General features: G+C 50.3%; 20 protein-coding genes. 13 read left to right on the top strand and 7 right to left on the bottom strand.

All coding sequences use genetic code 11. The annotated features are described in order from the left end of the window. Positions 1 to 54: 54 nt before the first annotated feature. Entirely contained in the window at positions 55 to 918 is an 864-nt protein-coding gene (locus EV294_RS28200; protein ID WP_132313148.1) for an alpha/beta fold hydrolase, read from the bottom strand. A gap of 403 nt (positions 919 to 1,321) precedes the next feature. Here EV294_RS28200 and trxB point away from each other — a divergent pair, with 403 nt between their 5' ends. The 4 genes from trxB to EV294_RS28180 all read left to right on the top strand — a co-directional run bounded on the left by trxB (position 1,322) and on the right by EV294_RS28180 (position 4,083). After that, positions 1,322 to 2,248: a thioredoxin-disulfide reductase gene (gene trxB / locus EV294_RS28195; protein ID WP_132313084.1), complete on the top strand. Its 927-nt coding sequence runs from the start codon at positions 1,322 to 1,324 to the stop codon at positions 2,246 to 2,248. A gap of 52 nt (positions 2,249 to 2,300) precedes the next feature. Then, positions 2,301 to 2,822 carry a thiol peroxidase gene (gene tpx / locus EV294_RS28190; RefSeq protein ID WP_132313082.1) on the top strand — a complete coding sequence of 174 codons (522 nt, stop codon included), beginning with the start codon at positions 2,301 to 2,303 and terminating at the stop codon, positions 2,820 to 2,822. Positions 2,823 to 3,005: 183 nt separating this feature from the next. Beyond that, positions 3,006 to 3,464, top strand: coding sequence for a MarR family winged helix-turn-helix transcriptional regulator (locus EV294_RS28185; protein WP_132313080.1), 459 nt, complete (start codon positions 3,006 to 3,008; stop codon positions 3,462 to 3,464). A 112-nt stretch (positions 3,465 to 3,576) separates the two neighbouring features. Next, positions 3,577 to 4,083, top strand: a complete 507-nt coding sequence (locus tag EV294_RS28180) for a P-loop nucleotide/nucleoside kinase family protein (protein ID WP_132313146.1) — start codon at positions 3,577 to 3,579, stop codon at positions 4,081 to 4,083. A 30-nt stretch (positions 4,084 to 4,113) separates the two neighbouring features. On the opposite strand, the gene EV294_RS28175 is transcribed toward EV294_RS28180, so the two are convergent. The 3 genes from EV294_RS28175 to EV294_RS28165 all read right to left on the bottom strand — a co-directional run bounded on the left by EV294_RS28175 (position 4,114) and on the right by EV294_RS28165 (position 6,540). Next, on the bottom strand, positions 4,114 to 4,953 hold the full coding sequence (locus tag EV294_RS28175; RefSeq protein WP_132313078.1) for a DUF2935 domain-containing protein: 840 nt from the start codon (positions 4,951 to 4,953) through the stop codon (positions 4,114 to 4,116). A gap of 120 nt (positions 4,954 to 5,073) precedes the next feature. Further along, positions 5,074 to 5,721, bottom strand: a complete 648-nt coding sequence (locus EV294_RS28170; RefSeq protein ID WP_207918205.1) for a glycosyltransferase — start codon at positions 5,719 to 5,721, stop codon at positions 5,074 to 5,076. A 150-nt stretch (positions 5,722 to 5,871) separates the two neighbouring features. Then, on the bottom strand, positions 5,872 to 6,540 hold the full coding sequence (locus EV294_RS28165; RefSeq protein ID WP_132313074.1) for an S-layer homology domain-containing protein: 669 nt from the start codon (positions 6,538 to 6,540) through the stop codon (positions 5,872 to 5,874). A gap of 201 nt (positions 6,541 to 6,741) precedes the next feature. On the opposite strand from EV294_RS28165, the gene EV294_RS30970 reads away from it, so the two are divergent. Continuing rightward, the gene (locus EV294_RS30970) at positions 6,742 to 6,870 is read left to right on the top strand and encodes a hypothetical protein (protein WP_279513620.1); all 129 of its coding nucleotides are present in this window, start codon (positions 6,742 to 6,744) and stop codon (positions 6,868 to 6,870) included. A gap of 43 nt (positions 6,871 to 6,913) precedes the next feature. On the opposite strand, the gene EV294_RS28160 is transcribed toward EV294_RS30970, so the two are convergent. Continuing rightward, positions 6,914 to 7,798, bottom strand: coding sequence for an AraC family transcriptional regulator (locus tag EV294_RS28160; RefSeq protein WP_132313072.1), 885 nt, complete (start codon positions 7,796 to 7,798; stop codon positions 6,914 to 6,916). 148 nt (positions 7,799 to 7,946) lie between these two features. On the opposite strand from EV294_RS28160, the gene EV294_RS28155 reads away from it, so the two are divergent. From EV294_RS28155 to EV294_RS30965, 6 genes are all read left to right on the top strand, one after another. Then, a complete protein-coding gene (locus EV294_RS28155; protein WP_132313070.1) occupies positions 7,947 to 8,861 on the top strand; it encodes a DMT family transporter in 915 nt (304 codons plus the stop codon). Positions 8,862 to 8,969: 108 nt separating this feature from the next. After that, positions 8,970 to 9,488, top strand: coding sequence for a spermidine/spermine N(1)-acetyltransferase (gene paiA, locus EV294_RS28150; protein ID WP_132313068.1), 519 nt, complete (start codon positions 8,970 to 8,972; stop codon positions 9,486 to 9,488). A 165-nt stretch (positions 9,489 to 9,653) separates the two neighbouring features. After that, entirely contained in the window at positions 9,654 to 11,828 is a 2,175-nt protein-coding gene (glgP, locus tag EV294_RS28145) for an alpha-glucan family phosphorylase (RefSeq protein ID WP_132313066.1), read from the top strand. Positions 11,829 to 12,006: 178 nt separating this feature from the next. Beyond that, on the top strand, positions 12,007 to 12,945 hold the full coding sequence (locus EV294_RS28140) for a glycoside hydrolase family 43 protein (RefSeq protein ID WP_132313064.1): 939 nt from the start codon (positions 12,007 to 12,009) through the stop codon (positions 12,943 to 12,945). A 123-nt stretch (positions 12,946 to 13,068) separates the two neighbouring features. Next, positions 13,069 to 13,632 carry a hypothetical protein gene (locus tag EV294_RS28135; RefSeq protein ID WP_132313062.1) on the top strand — a complete coding sequence of 188 codons (564 nt, stop codon included), beginning with the start codon at positions 13,069 to 13,071 and terminating at the stop codon, positions 13,630 to 13,632. Positions 13,633 to 13,722: 90 nt separating this feature from the next. After that, positions 13,723 to 13,851 (top strand): hypothetical protein, encoded by a 129-nt coding sequence (locus EV294_RS30965; RefSeq protein WP_279513619.1) that lies wholly within the window; start codon positions 13,723 to 13,725, stop codon positions 13,849 to 13,851. Positions 13,852 to 13,894: 43 nt separating this feature from the next. Here EV294_RS30965 and EV294_RS28130 read toward each other — a convergent pair whose 3' ends face one another. Then, positions 13,895 to 14,329, bottom strand: a complete 435-nt coding sequence (locus EV294_RS28130) for a DUF2663 family protein (RefSeq protein ID WP_132313060.1) — start codon at positions 14,327 to 14,329, stop codon at positions 13,895 to 13,897. A gap of 118 nt (positions 14,330 to 14,447) precedes the next feature. Here EV294_RS28130 and EV294_RS28125 point away from each other — a divergent pair, with 118 nt between their 5' ends. Both EV294_RS28125 and EV294_RS28120 read left to right on the top strand, forming a co-directional pair. Next, positions 14,448 to 14,681 carry an HPr family phosphocarrier protein gene (locus EV294_RS28125; RefSeq protein ID WP_015842777.1) on the top strand — a complete coding sequence of 78 codons (234 nt, stop codon included), beginning with the start codon at positions 14,448 to 14,450 and terminating at the stop codon, positions 14,679 to 14,681. A 173-nt stretch (positions 14,682 to 14,854) separates the two neighbouring features. Continuing rightward, complete coding sequence (locus EV294_RS28120) at positions 14,855 to 16,486, top strand: response regulator (RefSeq protein ID WP_132313058.1); 1,632 nt, start codon at positions 14,855 to 14,857, stop codon at positions 16,484 to 16,486. A gap of 72 nt (positions 16,487 to 16,558) precedes the next feature. On the opposite strand, the gene EV294_RS28115 is transcribed toward EV294_RS28120, so the two are convergent. After that, positions 16,559 to 19,291: an alpha-mannosidase gene (locus EV294_RS28115; protein WP_132313056.1), complete on the bottom strand. Its 2,733-nt coding sequence runs from the start codon at positions 19,289 to 19,291 to the stop codon at positions 16,559 to 16,561. Positions 19,292 to 19,323 lie beyond the last annotated feature (32 nt).

Raw genomic sequence — 19,323 nt, 5'->3', positions numbered from 1 at the left:
TATCGGAAACTGCAAACAACCCGCCGGCTAGCCGGCGGGTTGTTCCATTGTTCATTATGGATTAACGAATTTGACGATTTCCTCGTTGAATTTGTCTTTTTCTTCGTAGAAGAGACCGTGGCCGCTGTTTTGGAACGGAACAAGCGTAGAGTTCCGAATGCCCTTATGCAGCTGTTCCGCGATGGCGAACGGGACCGCGTTATCGTGAACGCCGTGCAAGATAAGGGTAGGTACGCTGATTGTTTTCAAGCCGGCGCGCAGATCCGTTTCGGCGACCGATTGAATGCTTTCGATCGTCGCGCGGGCATCCGAAGATTGACCCATTTGATCAAACCATGCCCGGAATGCCGGACTTGGCTGCTTGTAGAAGAAGTCGTCGCCGAAGCTTTTCAGCATGTTCGGGCGATCCGCCTTCAGATTGGCTACGATGTTATCGATATCCTTCCGCATAATGCCGTATGGATAGCCTTCGCGCTGGCTCCAGCTGGGGGAAGCGGCTCCGAACAGCATCAGCTTGGACACCGCATGTCCTTTATGTCTAATCATGTAATTTGTCGCAACCGTACCGCCCATCGAGAAGCCGGCAAGCGTTACGTCCTTTAATTCCAGCTTGTCGATAACCTGGCGCACGTCGTCCGCGAAGGTATCCATATCGTAACCATCGTAAGGATGATCGGATTTACCGAAACCGCGCAGGTCGATTCCGATGAATCGAATGCCTTTTTCAGGCAGCTCGGTTTGCTGGTATTCGTACATTTCGTGATTGGCCGGCCATCCGTGAATGAAGACAACGGGTTTACCTTCGCCTACGTCTTCGACGTACAGCTTCACGTTGCTGCCAACCGTTACATAATGGCCGCTGCCCGTATTTACGACACCGGACGAATAATGCTGCGCTTCCGCGACATGCGGTTTCATGAGGCTGGCTCCGATTCCCGTTCCCGTACCGATAAGCGCAATTGCGAGCGACAGTGTTAATACCTTATTGCTTGTTAGCCTTTTCATCATAATTTCCTCCTTAGAAATGTGGATTGTACGAACCGAAAAATTGCGCCTCCTTGCCGTGGTAAGTTTTGGTTTGTTTGCTCCTTCATATTATTTGCATACAAATCATTTGTCAACAAATTAAATTAAAAAGTTTTGCCGATAAAGCACTTTAATGTAGGGATAAAAATATGGATATTTGAGCAGTTGGGCTGCATTCGAATTTAAGTTGTTTAAAATTAATTTGTTGACAAAGTAATTCGGAATGAGTATGATTGGTTCATAAGATTTGTGCGCAAATAATTTGCTGGCAAATGAAAATGAGGAGGAATACACGATGCATCAACAAACGGTTATTATCGGAACAGGTCCTGCGGGACTAACGGCAGCGATTTACTTGGCTAGGGCGAACCTTTCTCCGCTTATTATCGAAGGATCGCAGCCGGGCGGACAATTAACAACAACGACGGAGGTCGAGAACTTCCCCGGTTTTCCCGACGGAATCACGGGACCGGAGCTCATGGATAATATGCGTAAGCAAGCCGAGCGATTCGGCGTGAGATTTCAATCCGGCTTCGTAACCCGCGTGGATGCCTCGAAACGTCCGTTCACGTTATACCTGGAAGGCGGCACCGAAATAACGGCGGACGCGGTAATCCTATCGACCGGCGCTTCCGCGAAAATGGTTGGCATTCCCGGCGAAGTCGAAAATATCGGCCAAGGGGTTAGCACATGCGCAACCTGCGACGGATTCTTTTTCCGCAACAAAAAAATTATCGTCATCGGCGGCGGCGACACCGCGATGGAGGAGGCGTTGTTCTTAACGCGATTCGCTTCCGAGGTTCGCGTCGTGCATCGCAGAGAGGATCTTCGGGCTTCCCAGATCATGCAGGATCGCGCGCGCGGAAACGCCAAAATCTCATGGAGCCTTAACGCGACCCCGCTGGAGGTATTGTCCGGCGACAAAGGGGTGACCGCTCTCAAAGTTCGCAACAACGCGACGGGTGAGGAAGAGGTGCTGGAAACCGACGGAATCTTCCTTGCAATCGGGCATCGTCCGAACACCGCGTTCTTAGGCGGGCAGATCCAAACCGACGAGCAAGGCTACGTGGAAGTCGTTCCGGGAACTTCCCGCACGAACGTTCCCGGCATATTCGCCTGCGGAGACGTTATGGATCCGATCTACCGTCAGGCGATCACGTCAGCGGGCAGCGGCTGCAAAGCGGCGTTGGATTGCGAAAGCTTCTTGTTTGAGCAGCACTAATTCAAACTTATAACAGCACATTAAAAAAATGATCTAATGGAGGTTATTTCTCATGACACAAGAACGCACAGGTAAAGCAACCGTAGGCGGACAACCGATTACGCTGGTAGGTCCGGAGTTGAAGGTCGGGGACAAGGCTCCCGCGTTCACCATTAATAAAGATCTTATGACCGAAGCAAGCCTCTCCGACTATACAGGCCACATCAAGCTTATTTCCGTCGTGCCTTCGCTGGACACCGACGTTTGCGACGCGCAAACGCGCCGGTTCAATCAAGAGGCGTCGAAGCTGGGCGATGGCGTGGTCGTATTGACGATCTCGGTTGACTTGCCGTTCGCGCAAAGCCGGTTTTGCGCAACTGCCGGCATCGAGCGCGTGATCACTTTGTCGGATTATAAACACCGCAGCTTCGGCGAGGCGTATGGCGTGCTGATCAAAGAACTGCAGCTGGATCAACGCGCCATCTTTATCGTCGACGCCGACGATACGATCCGCTATGTGGAGTATTTGGGTGAGATGTCGGATCATCCGAATTACGATGCCGCTCTTGCTGCGCTGCGCGAGCTGGCTCGGTAAGCGGCCAATCCGCAGGAAGATGCAGAGCCCTTTGACCGGCATTCGCTCAAAGGGCTTTTCTGTCATGGTTAAGCAGTATCCGTCTTGCAGCTTAGCGCTGCATTGTTTTTTTGGAAAAAGGGATGTAATATGAAGGGCGACAGACTGTCGAAGAACGAGGAAACGTTAGAGGAGGGATGACCGATGAAACAAGATAATCAAGGACCTCATATACCTTTGGATGCCCATTTATGTTTTTCGTTATATGCGTGCTCGAGAGCTATTTTCCGGATGTACCGTCCGCTGCTGGACGATTTGGACTTAACTTACCCTCAATACCTGGTGCTGCTTGCGTTATGGGAGCATGAGACGATGTCGGTCAAAGATATTAGCGAGCAATTGGTCTTGGATTCCGGTACGCTGACGCCGATGCTGAAACGAATGGAAGCTGCGGGACTTGTCCGGCGGGAACGTTCGAAGGAAGACGAGCGGGTCCTGCATATCCGGATTACCGACAAAGGAATTGCGCTTAAGGATCAATCGATGTGCGTGCCGATGTCGCTTCTTGAAGCGAGCGGGATGTCCGAAGCGGAAATCGGCGTATTGAACGGAGCGATCCAGAAGCTGCTTCATCAGATTAACGAAAGCTCATCGGCAAAATAAAATCCCTCGCGGAAGACAGCGCGGTCAGGTTGGGCAAACCTGAACACGGCTTTGTCGACCGGAGGGATTTTTGTGTCTATCTTTTTCGACATAAGTGAAGGAGGGGAGTTATATACTTTACATATTTAGCGGGCTGCCGGGCGCCGGGAAGACAACTTTATCGTCGGCTTTGGCCAGGGAGCAGCGGGCTGCGTATCTCCGGGTAGATGTCGTGGAGCAGGCTATGCGGGAAGCGGGAATGCTCGTCGATGGACCTCAGGGTTACATGGTGTGTTATGCGATTGCATCGCAGAATCTCCGGTTGGGTCTTGACGTGATAGCGGATACGGTCAATCCCATCCAAATAACGCGCGAGGCTTGGCGCAACGTGGCGGAATCTCTTGATACTCCGTTTGTGGAAATCGAAGTGGTCTGCTCCGACGAACGCGAACACAGGCATCGAGTCGAAACGCGCGAAGCCGATATTCCCGGCTTTGTTCTACCTGCATGGGAGCAGGTCAGGAACCGGCAGTACGACCCTTGGGACCGACATCATATCGTCATTGACACCGCTCATCAAACGGTTTCCGAAAGCTTAGAGACATTATATGAACAGTTAAACAACAGCCGGTCACAGTGACCGGCTGTTGTTCAAATAACTAAAGGAAGCTCAATGCAATGAATGATAATCAAAATCCGGCGGCCTATTCCCTTTCAAATGATTTTCGAACATATCGATAATTTCCAGGAAGCGCTCGGCTTCCCTATAAACATGATCGGCAAGCAAAGGATGAATGATACTCTTAATGCGGCAAGCCTCGATAAGATCCCGGGCCGTCTTCTTAAAATCACGAAGGCTGACAACGGAAACACGATTCTGATCCAAAAATTGAGTCAATAAGGGTTGGGTTTGTGACTGGGGTCTCATGGAGCTTAAATCCTGAGCCTGCCAAAGCAAGGTATCAAAATCATTGCTAAATTCCCGTGCTTGCTCGACTAATTTCCGTTCTGAAGGATCAAGTAAATGCCCTATGAATTTGGCGTGGTCAGCCATGATTTTCAAGAAGAATACATTCTCATCGATAATAGCATCATGCAGCGGTTCCAACTGACCGTTATTTAGTTCGGCGAGACGGTTTCTAAAGTAGTTGGCTTCTCTGCTGGTATGATCTACCAAGAGAGGGAAGTTGTTTGCGCCAGGGAGCTTGCAGTTAATGATTAAACCAAGCACCTTGCGTTTAAAAACATATATATGAACGGCTGCATTATAGACCTCTGCATTAAATGCCCTAATGGTTTGAGGGTCAGTGTTAGCATTATATTGATGCGCTTTGGTTTCAATCTGTTCAAACACGGAGTAATATCCGTTAGCCTCTTGAATGAGCTGGGTGTCATCGCAGCGAAATCCGAGTTTTAAGAAAAGCGAATGCTCTTTCATAATTCTGGACCAGAATCGAACCTCATCTAGCGAACGCGTTACAAATCCATTCAATTGTAACCACCCTCCCATATTTGCAGCTTATGAAGCCTATGATAGGCAGGCATTGTCCGATAACTGTAAAGTTTGGAAATATAAAAAGAGGCTCCAAGATGAAGGAGCCTCTTCGTACAAAATATTAATTTCAATCATCTAAAACTTATCCGGGAACTGCTTGATAATGCCTTCCGTCAGTATGTCCGCCAGATGGATCATATGTGTTTCATTCTTATCCGTGGCTGCAATATCTGCTTTCCAATCTCCCTTAATACAGTCCAGCACGATCTCCGTAATAAGCTGAAGGTGAGTGTACAGCATATCTTGCAGGGTTTTGAACGACCAGTTCGGATTTGCGGAGCTTAAAAATGCGGCGATATCATCCGCGTTTTTATGCCAATCCGCCTCTAACTTCTTCACTTCGTCTTGTTTGTTGGCTTTGGCAGCCGCTACGATTTTTGCTGCGATCATAATATGTTCTCTCAATATGTCAGCAAGCTTATTCCCGGCAGCTTCCCCATAGTAGGGCTTAATCACATTGCCTATGTCCTGTTGGTTTCTTAAAAGCCGGTCTAAAACGTCCTGCTGATCGTAACGATTCGATATCGCGCTTACGATATAGCTTCTCGTCCAAATCGTATGGTCGATCCAAACCCTCTGCATATCCGTTTTTAATTGGACCATTTGCGGAGTTATGCATTCCGCTTTCCGTTCCTTAGCGCCCTGAGCGGATATACCTGCCGGACTCAAGCTAATAACGAGCCCAAAGGTTAAAAGTAAGGCCAGCATCCATTTGATTTTCACGTTTATCTGCTCCTCTTATCCTTATGCATAATTAAATCATATTGCATGTATTATTATGGATAATTTATCCGGCCTTATGCACAGGGTATCCTACAAAAAGGAGCAACACAAAAACAGCTGGCCAGATGGCCAGCTGTTCTTCTTCAACCATTATTCAGCCGATGGAGCGGGAGCTTCACCGATATAAGCAAGCGCATTGTAAATGAGTACGGCTGCATCCGCGCGGGTAATATCGTCAGTAGGATTGAAGTTGCCATCCTGGTCAAGCTCGGCGATTTTCAGAACAAGCGCCCTTTGGATGGAACCGTCGTACGCGATGGATACCTCGTCTTGGTCGCTAAATTCCACCGGAGCAATCTTAATCATCGGCAGATTGCTATGCTGCTCAATGGCAAGGATAAGCTGGTGAGTGAATTCTTCTTTGGTCCATGTTTTGTTAGGATCCAGATCGTTCGGCAAGCCAATGTTATTGTTTGCCGCAATGATAAGCGCATCCGCATACCAGGCATTATCGTCCGCTTTCGGGAAATAGTCCGTAGCATGAGGCTCTTTGAAGAAACGAAGCGTATCGATGTTCAAATCAAGAGCATTGACAATAAGCTGAATACCTTGTGCTGCAGTTAGCGTTGCATCCGGGAAATAGCGGTCCTCGCCAACGCCTTGCACCAGGCCTTTATTTTGCAAAGCCGTAATTTTATCCTTAGCAGGTACATTGGCAATATCCGAGAACGGATTGGTTGCCGCAAAGCTCTGTCCTGCAATGGACAGGGTAAGTACGGCGGTAGCTGCTAAAGTAACGAATTTGAATTTTTTCGTCATGCTGGAATCACCTCATCAAGTTTTTGGAACGTTCCTTCCTCATAGACGGGCTATTCCAAGAAAGGTTGCAACACTACTTACCTTTTTTTATAAACTTAACAATACGTTAATAAACGATTGGGAGCAGCTGGCCTCCCTACATGGGGTGAAGTGGAGATGGAGGTCTGTGATGATTGTTTATTGAGAGATCAACCGGAATAAATGGGATCGCATCCGTACACTCGCGGCGGAGAAAGGCATTACCGTGAGCAGCTGGAGGATTCCTTAAAAGCCGATGAGATTCGTTTTACCGAAGCGGAATTGGCTTACCTGACTTTGCAGGACAAATAGACAAGGAAAAACCGCCAAGGCTTGGCGGTTTTATTATGCTTTGCTACTCCGTTCTGTTTTTACGGAATTCTTTAGGCGTAAGCTCGCGATCCTTTTTGAAGGCCTGGATATAATGGTTCACATGATTGAAGCCAACTTTGCTGGCGATTTCGGTTATCGTATATTCCGTCGACTGCAGCAGCTCGCAGCTTTTGTTAATCCGGTACTTCATGAGGTACGAGTAAGGAGTCATATGAATGCTGGTTTTAAAGCTGCGCGTACACTCCGACACGCTTAAATGCGCGGCATCGGCAATCTCTTTCAACGTTATCGGGTTGGAATAGTTCTGATGAATAAAGCTAAGCATGAGCTGGAGCCTCTCTTGCTTCAGCCGGTTACGCTTGGAGGATGCTTCCGACGGCAGCGATATATTCGAGATGAGAATCAACCATAACTGAACGGTTCTGATCGATATCCCATACTGCCATCCCCAGCTTTTTTTGATCTCGAATTCCGTTTTCATGGCCCAGAGAATGTGCAGAATTTGCTTTTGCCACTCCGTATCGCCTTTAATCTCGAAGGATAACAGATAAGAGTTGGTAAAAGGAAGGACGTAGTTTTTTTCCATGGCGCTATCGGAATAGAAGGCAAGCAGTTTCTCCGGGAAGTTAAAGCTGACGTACTCGCCTTCGGCGGTCAGGTGAGTCACGACGTGAAGGACGCTTTTGTTGATAAAAATTGCCTGGCCCGTACGTAAATGATAGTCGATTCCGTTAATCTGGATCGTTAAATTCCCTTTGGTCGCTAACGTGATTTGCAATTCTTCATGCCAGTGCAGATCGTTAAAACCCCTGCCTTCGGGAATCGAGCGGTGGATCGTATGCGTATACATGATGTACGGAAAGGTCTCATCCGGAAATCGTATCGCCTCGTACAGTTGTTTCCCCATAGCTATGCTCCTTAGTTGACGATATTTCGATATAAATGAAGGATATTATTACACTAAATAAACAACCGCGATGATATTATTATATCCAGCTTAGGCTTACCCTTACAATTCCCGTGCACGGGTTATTGTCTATCTGCTTGGAGGAACCATGCGTAAATTATCGAAATCTTCTTTGCCTTCCCATCCGTTTATTTTGTTATTTATCAGTATTTTGTCTGTTTCGGTATCCTCAATCTTAATCAAATTTTCGGATACGCCAACCTCCGTGGCGGGGATGTACCGCTTGTTTATTACCGTTGTCATCATGCTGCCTTTTGTGCCATGGAGGCAGCTTCGATCCATAAAGCTGAACAAGAAAGATTGGAGTATCGTGATCCTGGCTGGCTTATTATTGGGTCTTCACTTTTTGTTCTGGATGGAATCCCTGGTGCATACCTCGGTCGCAAGTTCCATGGTCATCCTGGCTTTACAGCCGCTGTTTGTTATGATCGGTTCATACTTATTGTTTAAGGAGATGGCTAACGTACTTACGGTATCTTGCTTGATTGCGGCTCTCTGCGGTTCGATCCTCATCGCTTGGGGCGATATAGGCGTATCGAAAGAAGCGTTGCTTGGAGACGGTTTATCGTTAATCGGCACGCTAGCCGTGTCCGGCTACTTGCTGGCGGGGCAGAAAGTAAGCAGCAAAATCAATGCCAATGTCTACAGCATTATCGTGTTTTTCATCGGCGGCATCGTGCTGCTTATCCATAATTTGCTGAACGGCTGCTCTTTCACGGATTATAACCCGTCCGATTGGATTTACTTCTTGCTGCTATCGATTATCCCGACTATTTTTGGGCAATTGTTATTTAATGTGCTGTTAAAATCCATCGGGGCGACTACCGTCTCGGTAGGTATTATCGGAGAGCCGGTACTTGCCATTATTCTCGCGTATCTGCTGCTGGGAGAAAATATTTCTTTATTTCAGCTTGCAGGCGGCATGATCACCTTATTCGGCATGGGCATGTACTTCTGGTCAAAGTCATGGATTGGCGGGCGGAAAGTAGGCAGCCATGGATGAGAGTCGGATCAGGCTCCAATTTTGTTGCAAATGCAACAAAATTTCGATAATATTTAGGATAACAAAAGGGCTGTAATAGGCCTTCATCCTTAAAGGAGCCATGCTCAAATGACTGTCACCATTCATAAATGCGACCGTGAAGATCTGCCGTTACTTCAACAGATAAGCATTGAAACCTTCTATGATACATTCAAGGACCAGAATTCGCCTGATCAAATGAAGGCTTATTTGGAACGGGCCTTTAACGCGGAGAAGCTGGAAGAGGAATGGTCCAATCCGTCTTCGGAATTTTATTTCATTGTTTGCGATGAAGAAGCTGCCGGTTATTTAAAGGTAAACGTAGATGATGCCCAAACGGAAAAGATGGGGGAAGAAGCGCTTGAGATCGAAAGGATCTATATTCGTTCCGGCTTCCAGAGACAAGGGCTGGGCAAGCATCTTTTTGACAAGGCATTGGAAATCGCTATCGGTCATCACAAAAAAAAGATCTGGCTAGGGGTTTGGGAGAGGAACGAAAGCGCCATTGCGTTTTACCGGAAGGCGGGATTCGTTCAGACGGGGGCCCACTCGTTTTATATGGGCGATGAGGAGCAGATTGATTTTATTATGAGCAAGACGTTGACATAACCTTTATTCCCCGGAGCGGCTAATCTGAATGATTGGCTGCTTTTTTGTTGCGCTGCTCTCAACAAAATGTATAGGCACGAGTACCATAAATCGGCATATAGTAGTAAGGCATCAAGTTTTTGTGGCGCTTTCATGGCGCAAATTGGCGAAAAACGAGGTGGAAACATGCAAAACAGCAAGATTGCGTATTTCTCGGCGGAGTTTGGACTTGATGAATCCCTACCGATTTATTCGGGTGGCCTTGGCATATTGGCTGGCGACCATATCAAGGCGGCAGCAGACTTGAATATTCCGCTTACGGGCGTAGGCATATTTTACGGTAAAGGCTATTTCCAGCAGCATATTGACGAGGGCGGCTCGCAGCACCATTGGTATCCCGAGGTCGATCTGGAGGCGAGTGTTTATCCGGTTGAACTCGTGCGGGACGGCAATGGTCATCCTGTTATTATCGAGGTTCCGCTGGAAGGCAGAAAGGTTTATGCGAAAGCGTTCTCCGTGCAGGTAGGCTCTGTCACTCTGTACCTGCTCAATACCGACGTTGAATCAAACGGCGAGGCGGAGCGCCGCTTAACTGACACGTTGTATCCCGGGGCGCAAGATATTCGCATCAGCCAGGAGATTCTCCTCGGCATCGGCGGCACGAGATTGCTTGCCGCGCTGGGTATTCAGCCAGAAGTGTGGCATATGAACGAAGGGCATTGCGCTTTTCTTGCCCTGGAACGCATCCGCATGCTGTCCGCCGAAGGCGTGCCTTTCGAGACGGCGCTTGAAGCCGTTAAGGCAAGCACCGTCTTCACGACGCATACGCCGGTTCCGGCGGGGCACGACGTGTTCTCCGTTGAGATGATGGACCGTTTTTTTGGCGATTTCTACTGGCAGCTGGGAGCGGATAGGGATCGGGTGTTAGCGCTTGGCCGCATGAACGGCGTGTTCAACATGACGCGCCTTGCCGTCAGCGCGTCCTCGAAAGTAAACGGGGTAAGCAAGCTGCACGGTGAAGTGACCCGGGAAATGTTCCACAGGTGGATGCCGTATATTCCGGCAAAGGATATCCCCGTCGATTCGGTCACGAACGGCATCCACACGGGGACATGGCTGGCCGCTGGCCTGAAAGAACTGTTCGACCGATATCTCCCGTCCGACTGGTCCCTGCAAGCAGCGGAGCCGGAAGCATGGGCAGCGGTTCGGGAAATTCCGAGCATCGAGTTGTGGGAGGAGCATCAACGGGCGAAAGCCAAGATGCTGCAAGCTTTCGGACTGCCGATCGCCCCTTCGGACGGTGTTCCGCTCATCATCGGTTTTGCCAGACGGTTCGCGACGTATAAGCGGGCGCTCCTTATCTTCAACGACGCGGAGCGGATCGCGCGGATCCTTGGCAATCCGGATCGTCCGGTGGTTCTTGTGTTCGCAGGCAAGGCGCATCCCTCGGACGGACCGGGGCAGGATTTGATCCGCAAAATTGTAGAGCTTTCCCAGGATGAAAGGTTCAAAAACCGTGTGTTCATGATTGAGAACTACGCGATGGATAAAGCAAAGCTGCTCGTTCAAGGCGTGGACGTATGGCTCAATACCCCGCTGAAGCCAATGGAAGCCAGCGGCACAAGCGGGCAAAAGGCTGCCTTGAATGGCGTGCTTAACTGCAGCGTGCTGGACGGCTGGTGGGTGGAGGGCTACAACGGGCGAAACGGCTGGGCAATCGAGAGTACGGTCGATGGCGACCCGTGGCTGCAGGCAAAGCAGGACACCGAAGCGCTTTACCGGCTGCTCGAGGAAGAGATTATTCCGCTGTATTACAAGCGGGAGGATCGGAATGTCCCCGTGGAATGGGTCAACCTGATGAAGGAATCGATCTGCTCGCTTGCGCCGGTCTACAACACCCACAGAATGGTAACCGATTACTGGAACAAGATGTACGTGCCAACGAGCTTGAGAGGAAAGCGGTACGCCGCGGACAACTTCGAGGTTGCGTCAAGAGTAGCGGCTTACAAGCGATTCATCCGCAGCAAGTGGTCGGGCGTTCAGGTCAGGAACGTGAATATTCAAGAAGACAATGGCAACGGAAACGGGGTAAACCGTTTCCGCGCCGAGATTCAGCTAGGCGACATATGGCATGAGGATGTTCGCGTGGAAGCGGTTGGCTCCGATGGCCATCGCGGCATCTGGAAGGTGAAGCTAGAGCCAATTCGGCAGCAGGCGAAGGGACATTACGTCTTTGAGGGAGCCTCTGCCGATATCCCGACGGACAACATCTGGGAGGCCGACGTCAACGTGCGGGTTACTCCGATCAGCCCCGATTTCGCTAATGAATTCGAGCTGGAGCTTGCTGCTTGGGGGGAATAGCCGGCAGCCTTATTAAATAACGCGAAAAGCCGGATCCTTTGTGATTCGGCTTTTTTCATACCATTGATGAGTGGAGGTATTGGCTGTTTGGAATAGGTTAGAGGCAACAGATGGTTTTCCGTTATAATAGTACCCAGGCATACGGAGTAAAAACTTCATTCCTCGAGGTGACGAATTCATGATGGATACTGGCACTGGCAATTATCTCAAACCTTGGATTGTAAACCGGGCGGATCCTTATGTGCTTAAGCATACGGATGGCTTCTACTATTTTACCGCTTCGGTACCGGAGTATGACCGGCTTGTGCTGCGCAAAGCCGCTACGCTGGAGGAGCTTGCTCACGCAGAGGAAACCGTCATTTGGCGGAAGCATGAAACAGGCGAGATGGGCAGCCATATTTGGGCGCCCGAGCTGCATTCGATCGACGGCAAATGGTATATCTATTTCGCAGCGGGGACGGCAGAGGATCAATGGGCGATTCGACCGTATGCGCTGGAGTGCGGCGATGAAGATCCGATTACGGGCACATGGGTGGAAAAAGGCAAAATCGAGCTCGACTTCGAAAGCTTCTCCCTGGATGCGACAACGTTCCAGCATAACGGAGAACGCTATCTGATCTGGGCGCAATATAAAGAATCCGACAGCAATCTGTACATAGCCAAGCTGGCTAATCCCTGGACGATTATAGGTCCGCAAGTGTTAATCTCCACGCCGGAATACGACTGGGAGATTCAAGGCTACCGGGTGAATGAGGGACCGGCCGTCTTGCTGCGCCACGGGCGGATTTTCGTAGCTTATTCCGCTAGCGCGACCGATCACCGGTATTGCATGGGCTTATTGGAAGCTTCTTTGGAAGCGGATTTGCTCAACCCGGACAGCTGGATCAAGCATCCCGAGCCTGTGTTCGAGACCAACGAGGAAACGGAAAATTACGGACCGGGGCATAACAGCTTTACCGTAAGCGAGGACGGCTCGACCGATCTTATCGTGTATCATGCGAGGCCTTATAAAGAGCTTATCGGCAGTCCGCTCTCCGATCCTAACCGCCATGCCCGCATCCAAGCATTCACTTGGAAGGAAGACGGAACGCCTGACTTTGGGGTGCCGGGGAAATAATGCAAAAAAGACGTATGGGGGCGCCCGTACGTCTTTTTATTTTTAATGCGGACAAGAAACAAATCTCCCTTATCAACCGTCTCTATTTTCAACTAATCTGAATGAGTTAAGGGGAGGCAGATCGTGAACTGTTTAAGACTTACACTCATATTGCTTGGAGTACTGATTTTTACGGCTTGCAGCAACGTTATGGCGGAATCTCCAAAGAAAGCAGTTTACAAAGACGACCCTGTTCTAGCCTTCCAAAAAGAGGTTATACCCGTCCAGGAGGAAATCTATCATAGGTATTTTCCTGATGCAGCTGCTGAGGAGAGATTCTTTTCTCAAGCGGTAAGTTATTTCGATAACGATAATCTAAAGCTGGTCTATATGGTCTACCAGTTGGATTCCGCAGAAATAAAAGACTACTTTAAGGAGCTAAAAGTGAAGCTTGGCGATAAAGTGGCAATCAAACAAGCCAGATACAGTCCCAAATACCTTCAGGATACGGCTAATGAGGTTGCGGAGTTTGTCCATTTGATTTGCGAGAAAGGTCATTCGTTCACTGTAAGTTATAACCCGATAGATGAAGTTATCGATATTGAAATGTTGTTGACCTTGCAGCAAATTGCAGATTTATATAAGAAGTTTGACGCGGACATCTTGAGAATTACGAACAAGGAACCGGAGCCAGCGATTCCACTTTAGGGTTGCCAAAAGGCTCTCTCCGTTATTGACCGAGGATGGCAAACCGATCTGGAAGAGATGTGGCGTTTATTTTATAAGGTGTATCAAGAAATGATCACTGTTGCGGGAAGGAGCATCTATTCTTCTTTTGATCTGGATGAGAAGCTGCACATGCTTTATTATCTAAAAGCCGACATTGGCCATGACTATGAGGACTGGTACTCCGATTTATCCGAATAACCCTGCAACAATCCCCCTGCCGCAAGCAACAGGGGGATTGTATTTAACCTTTATAATCGATATTAATATCGTAGCTGTTCATCTCGATGGAGATTTCGCTTCTTGTCTCGAAGTTGATGCTCTTCAGCCAGGTTGTATCGAATTTATCCACGGTTTCCATCCGCAGCGTCTCATATTTTTTCTTCGCTTTATCGATCTCCTTGGCCAGCCAATACAAGTAAACAAAGCTGACGATAAAGACGGCGAGCAGGAAGATAAGGAAGGAACTGTTCATAATGCTCTCATACAAACTTGCAAAGCTGCCGTGAATGGTGCCGTTATTGCGGAAGTAGACAATGCCAAACATTAAAAAACAAAACAAGCATAGCAGTGCGCAAAAAGCGGCTCTTGATTTGTACGTTTCCCACTTTTTCTTACGGTCGATGAGTGTTTCGAATGTTTTTCTTGCATCGTTTGGTACGAGTTCACGCCAAGCCATGCCAGCCCCCTCCTTTCAAACTTACCTGTCCAATACATGTTATGCCTGTACGCATAAAGCAATGTCTGCCGGCAAACAACTAATAAGAAAAAATTGGATGCCGGAAGGAGCTTGCCCGATGATCACGCCGATTAAAGTAAGAGACGTGAAGGACATTGAACAAATCAACCATATCGTATCCCGTTACGACTTCGATATCTGGATTCACGGCAAAAGCGGGATGGCCGACGCCAAATCGATTCTTGGCTTGTTTGTCCTGAAGCTGAACGAGCCGTTAACGCTTGTCATCCCGGATGACGTGAACTACAAGAAGCTTTTCAAAGAGCTGGAGCCGTTTCTCGTCATTGGATAGTAAGACCGGTACACGCAGCCAGCGATGCTCAACAATTTAATACAACCCCATAAAGTTTGCTTTTACCCCCGTGCAATCCAAAATCGGGTCGTTTAGTATGGAGGTAGGCTTATACAGCCAAGCAGGATATAATGGTCGCATTGCAACATCGATCATGGGGAAGGGTTGAGCGGATGCTGCGTGTATTAATCGTAGATGACGAGTTCGAGATTCGCGAAGGTTTACGTAACCGCTTTCCGTGGAGCACGTACGGCATTGAAGAGGTGCTGGTCGCCGATGACGGCGATACGGCGCTGATGCTGGCGAAGGATGAACGTCCGGACCTCGTTGTAACGGATGTGAAAATGAACCGCATGTCCGGGCTGGAATTTTTAAACGCCTTGGAGCCGGTAAAGGATTATCATCCGGAAGCCGTTGTGGTGAGCGGTTACGATGATTTTGATCTGGTGAAGCAGGCGATGAAGACCGGAGCGATCGATTATATTCTTAAACCCATCAATATAAGCGAGCTGGAGCAAATTGTCCGCAAAGCGGTCGAGAATATTCAGCGGAAGCGGCTCGAGCAGCATAATGAGCAGCAGTTGATCAACCAGGTGAAGTTTGCGATTCCGAAAATGCGCGAAGAGCTGCTTCGGGAGATGGTGGAGCAGGAGCATGACCCGTATAAGGAAACAAGACGGCGTCACCGGCTGACCACGTTAAACATGGAATGGATGACTGTCGATCATATGACGGTTATGGTCATTGTCGCCGATGATCTGAAAGCCATTGAGAATCGGCGCGGCCAGGAGAAGGACCTGATTTTGTTCGGGATCGGCAATGTCGTGAATCAGACGCTGGAGGAGGATTATCCTTATCCTTACGCGATCTGCATGGACAGCTCGGGCAGATGGCTTGTTCTGTTAAGCTGCCTGCGTTCGGAGCAGGCTGAGCTGACCAGCGGAATCGCGCATCTGTGCATCAAGCGGATTAATGATTTTGTGAAGGTGAAGGCAAGCGTTGGACTCCGGACCAACCCATGCACCTTCGAGAATCTGCACGAGATGTATACGGAAGCGCTTAGCGTTCTGGAGCAGAAGGCCGTCTATGGAGGGAACCGCGTGTTTACGCTGCAAGGCGGTTTCGAAGAAAACGAGCATGCCGATCTAAAGCTGGCAGAGCCGGAAGAAGTGCTGGATCTGGTCAAGTTCGGATCCGACGAGGATATAACCGCGGCCATGGAACGGTTCGAATTAATGGTGCAGGCATGGCAGCTCACGCAGCTTCGGGATATTCAGCAGCATATTTTCGAATGGCTGTTCGAGATTGTCAGGAAAGCCGCCGCGGCCGGTATTCCGAATAAAAAATGGGGCAGCAATCCGATTGCGCTCTGGGAGCGGCTGGAGCAATACGATACGCTGCAGTCGCTCAGGGAGCAGGCCGAACGATGCTTGAAGGAAATCGCCGCCGATTTCCGGAGTCTCTCCGCTACGCCAAGCCAGATTATATCGGAGGCGGAGAAAATATTGCAGCGGGATTACGCGGAGAGCTTAACGCTGCAAAGCGTGGCAAGCGCCGTGCATGTTACTCCCGTATGGCTCAGCAAGCTGTTCAAGAAAGAGAAACGGCAGACGTTCCTTGAATATTTGACCGATATCCGGATCGAGAAGGCGAAGGAGATGCTTGGCGACATCCAGTACAAGGTGTACCAAATCTCTTATCAGGTGGGCTATAAAGACCCGGTTCATTTCTCGAAGCTGTTCAAGAAGCAGGTTGGCTGCACGCCCAAGGAATACCGCAGGCAGCGCGGCATTATAGACGAGTAACGCATAAAGGCAGTATCCAAGGTGAATAACGCTTTCCCTTTGGAACTGCCTTTTGCCGTATCTAGACAAGGCTTACAACTTGATGCCGACCGTTACGATTTTATAGCCTTCCACCGGAATGCTGCCGCCCTCCGGCTCGCTCGCGGCGTCTTCCATAATGTTGCTTAAGTAGGTTTCCGCCGCCGAATTCGGCTGAACGGCAAGTACTGCGGAATTACCCGACAGATTGTACCAGCGGGCCATCAGGTCGCCGCGCTCCTCGTTGATCTTCAGGCTGGAGAAGGCAAGGCCGTCTCCGTTCCAGGCGAGAAATTGCTCCGCGTGAGGAAGCTCGCCTTCTTGCAAGCATACGCCAACGGTCGTCAGCGGTACAGGGAAACGGTAGGCTTCTCGGTAGGCGTCAAAGCGCTCGCTCTCGCCGCCGTAAGGGATGATCATCCATTCGGCAACATTAGAGCCAAGGCATTGCGCATCCGGAGTATGGAATACGCCCCAGTCGCCCAGCTCGCCAACGCAGCGGAGCAGCGTCAGCGCAATCGTATTCCGGCCATCCTGCAGGATTTCGTATTCGTTCAGGCCTTTGCCCGCAGCGGTCAGCCCTCTCGCTTTATCGTGAACGTCGATGAACGTCTGCAAATGCTGGCAGTTGCTTGGGTTCTCCCATACCGCGGACGGTGCCGTCTGGCGCTCGGCCACTTCAAAGATCGAATCGGCAAAATGCGTCGAGGCTATGGCATCGGAAGGCAAGAGTACCCGCAGCCGGTGATCTTTGGATCCGTTGTTGATTGTCGCATGGACGCGTACGCCCTTGCCGTTGCGGTCCAGGCTAAGCTTGGTGACGATAACGAGCGGGACCAGCTCGGCGGAGCGTCCGGCCTTCCGGTTGCGGAATTCCACCATCTCGCCGACCTCTCTGGCTAACCGTTCGTCAGCGCTTGCCGGGATGGCGAGCGAATGGATGATCTCGATGGACGCGCGGTACGGAGTATTCTCGATGATGTGAATAGCCGCTTTGAGGCCTTTGGTTGTAATAGCTTTATCGCCATTCGGCTGTTTGAAAATATATTCGTTGCCGATATCGCCCACGTCTTCATAGATGCCAAGCCCGCTGAAAATCTGGCCGCTGGTCTTGTGACAGACGGAATAGCTTCCGTCGTCTTCCACGGTCAGCCTCAGGTGGCGGTTCTCGATCACGCGGCCGCCGCGAAGGAGGGTTTTCGCTTCATCCGTACCAGCCTTTCCGCCAGCGGCACCGTCAAGGCTTGGAATCCAGGCGAACGTCTTATATCCGAGCTGAGGCAAGTTCACCGCTTCAAAGGTTAAACGAATGGCGCGGGCCATATAAGGCTGACGGAATTTATCGCTCGGCAGCTCGTAGCCGAAGCGTACGCCCAGATCTTCCGCGGAATGCGAAATCGCTGTGCCTTCTGTGTTGATGAGATAACCTTCGCCATGCGTACGCGCTTTTACCTCAGCGGCGATGGCTGCGGGATCCTCGCTTTGGTCGAAGAACCGGTGAGAGAATTCCAGCTCCAGCGTTACGACGGAGGAGCCTTCGTAGCCGCTTGTATGAAAGACGGCAAAAGGCACGGCTTCCGCGCTGTGCGCCGCGAACGAGGAGGTATCCATCTTGGAGGCGATGAACCGGACGCTTTCTTCCGTCAGCCGTTTGCCAACCTCCATGCTTTTGGCGAAACGCGTCTTCATCTCATCGTATACCTCATCCACGCTGCAGCCGCAGATGCTGTCATGCGGATGGTTCTGCATCAAGGTTTTCCAGGCATACTGCATCAGGCCGTGCGGATAAGGCTTGCCGAGCTGATGGGCCGCAGCGGCAAGAGGCTCGGCTACCTTTTCGAGCAGCGTCTGATTCTGCTGATTCAGCTGCTTGATATAGACGCGGGCGGAAGCGGTGTTCACGAGGGAGTACCAGCCGTCGGTCTGCTGGCCGCGGAGCTCGCCGCGCGTGACGCTAAGCGTAACCGGCCGCTCGCTCTCAACCGCCTGCACGTAATCGTCGAAGTTCGAATGAACAAACTCGTAATCCGGGAACAGCTCCCGTGCTACGCGAAGCGCTTCGGACAGATTGGTCTGCACCGGCTGATGGTCGCAGCCGTTCATCAGAAGCAAATGCCGGGTGGACGCGAACTGCTCGGCACGGGCGAGGCGATGCTCCCAATAAGGCTTTGCTTGATCCGGGTCAACCGGAATTTCCATGCCGTTGTTATACCAGTTGGCAAACAGGATACCCAGCACGGCTGAGCCGTCGGGCGACTGCCAGACCAGCTCGGAGAACGGAGATTCCAGTCCCGAGTCATCTACCCGGTTATTGAATCCGGTCGCTTTGACGCCCCTGCCAAATACAGCGGTGTCCATGCCGGCCTGCTTCAGAAGCTGCGCGGCCTGCCCCATATTGCCGAAGGAATCCGGGAAATAGCCAAGCTTCGAGATCGGCCCGAATTTCGCGGCGTCGCGGTGGCCGATCTGAAGATTGCGCACATTCGCTTCGCTGCTCGTCAGAAATTCGTCCTGCAGTATATACCAGGGGCCAAGAGAGAGCTTGCCTTCATCGCACAGCTTCTGGATTTGCTCCCGTTTCTCCGGGTACACCTGCAAATAATCGTCGAGAACAATCGTCTGCCCGTCGAGATAAAAGCTGCGAAAGTCCGGATCGGATTCGAAGGTCCGGAGCAGCGTATCCATCGTCTCGATCAGCTTGACGTGATGGGCTTCGTACGGCATATACCATTCCCGGTCCCAGTGGGTATGAGAGATGACATGAACAATGCGCTTGGAAGATGGCATGATGGTTCCTCTTTTCTCCTTTTCATGGAAGG

It is taken from the genome of Paenibacillus sp. BK033 (genome assembly GCF_004345425.1).
In the GTDB taxonomy this organism is placed as follows: Bacteria; Bacillota; Bacilli; order Paenibacillales; family Paenibacillaceae; genus Pristimantibacillus.
This window is presented reverse-complemented; position numbering and strand designations above follow the sequence as displayed.

Excerpts from the sequence above, each read along its gene's own strand:
- EV294_RS28200 (WP_132313148.1), bottom strand. The coding sequence starts at position 918 with ATGAAACCGCATGTCGCGGAAGCGCAGCATTATTCGTCCGGTGTCGTA.
- trxB (WP_132313084.1), top strand. The coding sequence starts at position 1,322 with ATGCATCAACAAACGGTTATTATCGGAACAGGTCCTGCGGGACTAACG.
- tpx (WP_132313082.1), top strand. The coding sequence starts at position 2,301 with ATGACACAAGAACGCACAGGTAAAGCAACCGTAGGCGGACAACCGATT.
- EV294_RS28185 (WP_132313080.1), top strand. The coding sequence starts at position 3,006 with ATGAAACAAGATAATCAAGGACCTCATATACCTTTGGATGCCCATTTA.
- EV294_RS28175 (WP_132313078.1), bottom strand. The coding sequence starts at position 4,953 with ATGGGAGGGTGGTTACAATTGAATGGATTTGTAACGCGTTCGCTAGAT.
- EV294_RS28165 (WP_132313074.1), bottom strand. The coding sequence starts at position 6,540 with ATGACGAAAAAATTCAAATTCGTTACTTTAGCAGCTACCGCCGTACTT.
- EV294_RS30970 (WP_279513620.1), top strand. The coding sequence starts at position 6,742 with ATGGGATCGCATCCGTACACTCGCGGCGGAGAAAGGCATTACCGTGAG.
- EV294_RS28160 (WP_132313072.1), bottom strand. The coding sequence starts at position 7,798 with ATGGGGAAACAACTGTACGAGGCGATACGATTTCCGGATGAGACCTTT.
- EV294_RS28155 (WP_132313070.1), top strand. The coding sequence starts at position 7,947 with ATGCGTAAATTATCGAAATCTTCTTTGCCTTCCCATCCGTTTATTTTG.
- paiA (WP_132313068.1), top strand. The coding sequence starts at position 8,970 with ATGACTGTCACCATTCATAAATGCGACCGTGAAGATCTGCCGTTACTT.
- glgP (WP_132313066.1), top strand. The coding sequence starts at position 9,654 with ATGCAAAACAGCAAGATTGCGTATTTCTCGGCGGAGTTTGGACTTGAT.
- EV294_RS28140 (WP_132313064.1), top strand. The coding sequence starts at position 12,007 with ATGATGGATACTGGCACTGGCAATTATCTCAAACCTTGGATTGTAAAC.
- EV294_RS30965 (WP_279513619.1), top strand. The coding sequence starts at position 13,723 with ATGATCACTGTTGCGGGAAGGAGCATCTATTCTTCTTTTGATCTGGAT.
- EV294_RS28130 (WP_132313060.1), bottom strand. The coding sequence starts at position 14,329 with ATGGCTTGGCGTGAACTCGTACCAAACGATGCAAGAAAAACATTCGAA.
- EV294_RS28125 (WP_015842777.1), top strand. The coding sequence starts at position 14,448 with ATGATCACGCCGATTAAAGTAAGAGACGTGAAGGACATTGAACAAATC.
- EV294_RS28120 (WP_132313058.1), top strand. The coding sequence starts at position 14,855 with ATGCTGCGTGTATTAATCGTAGATGACGAGTTCGAGATTCGCGAAGGT.
- EV294_RS28115 (WP_132313056.1), bottom strand. The coding sequence starts at position 19,291 with ATGCCATCTTCCAAGCGCATTGTTCATGTCATCTCTCATACCCACTGG.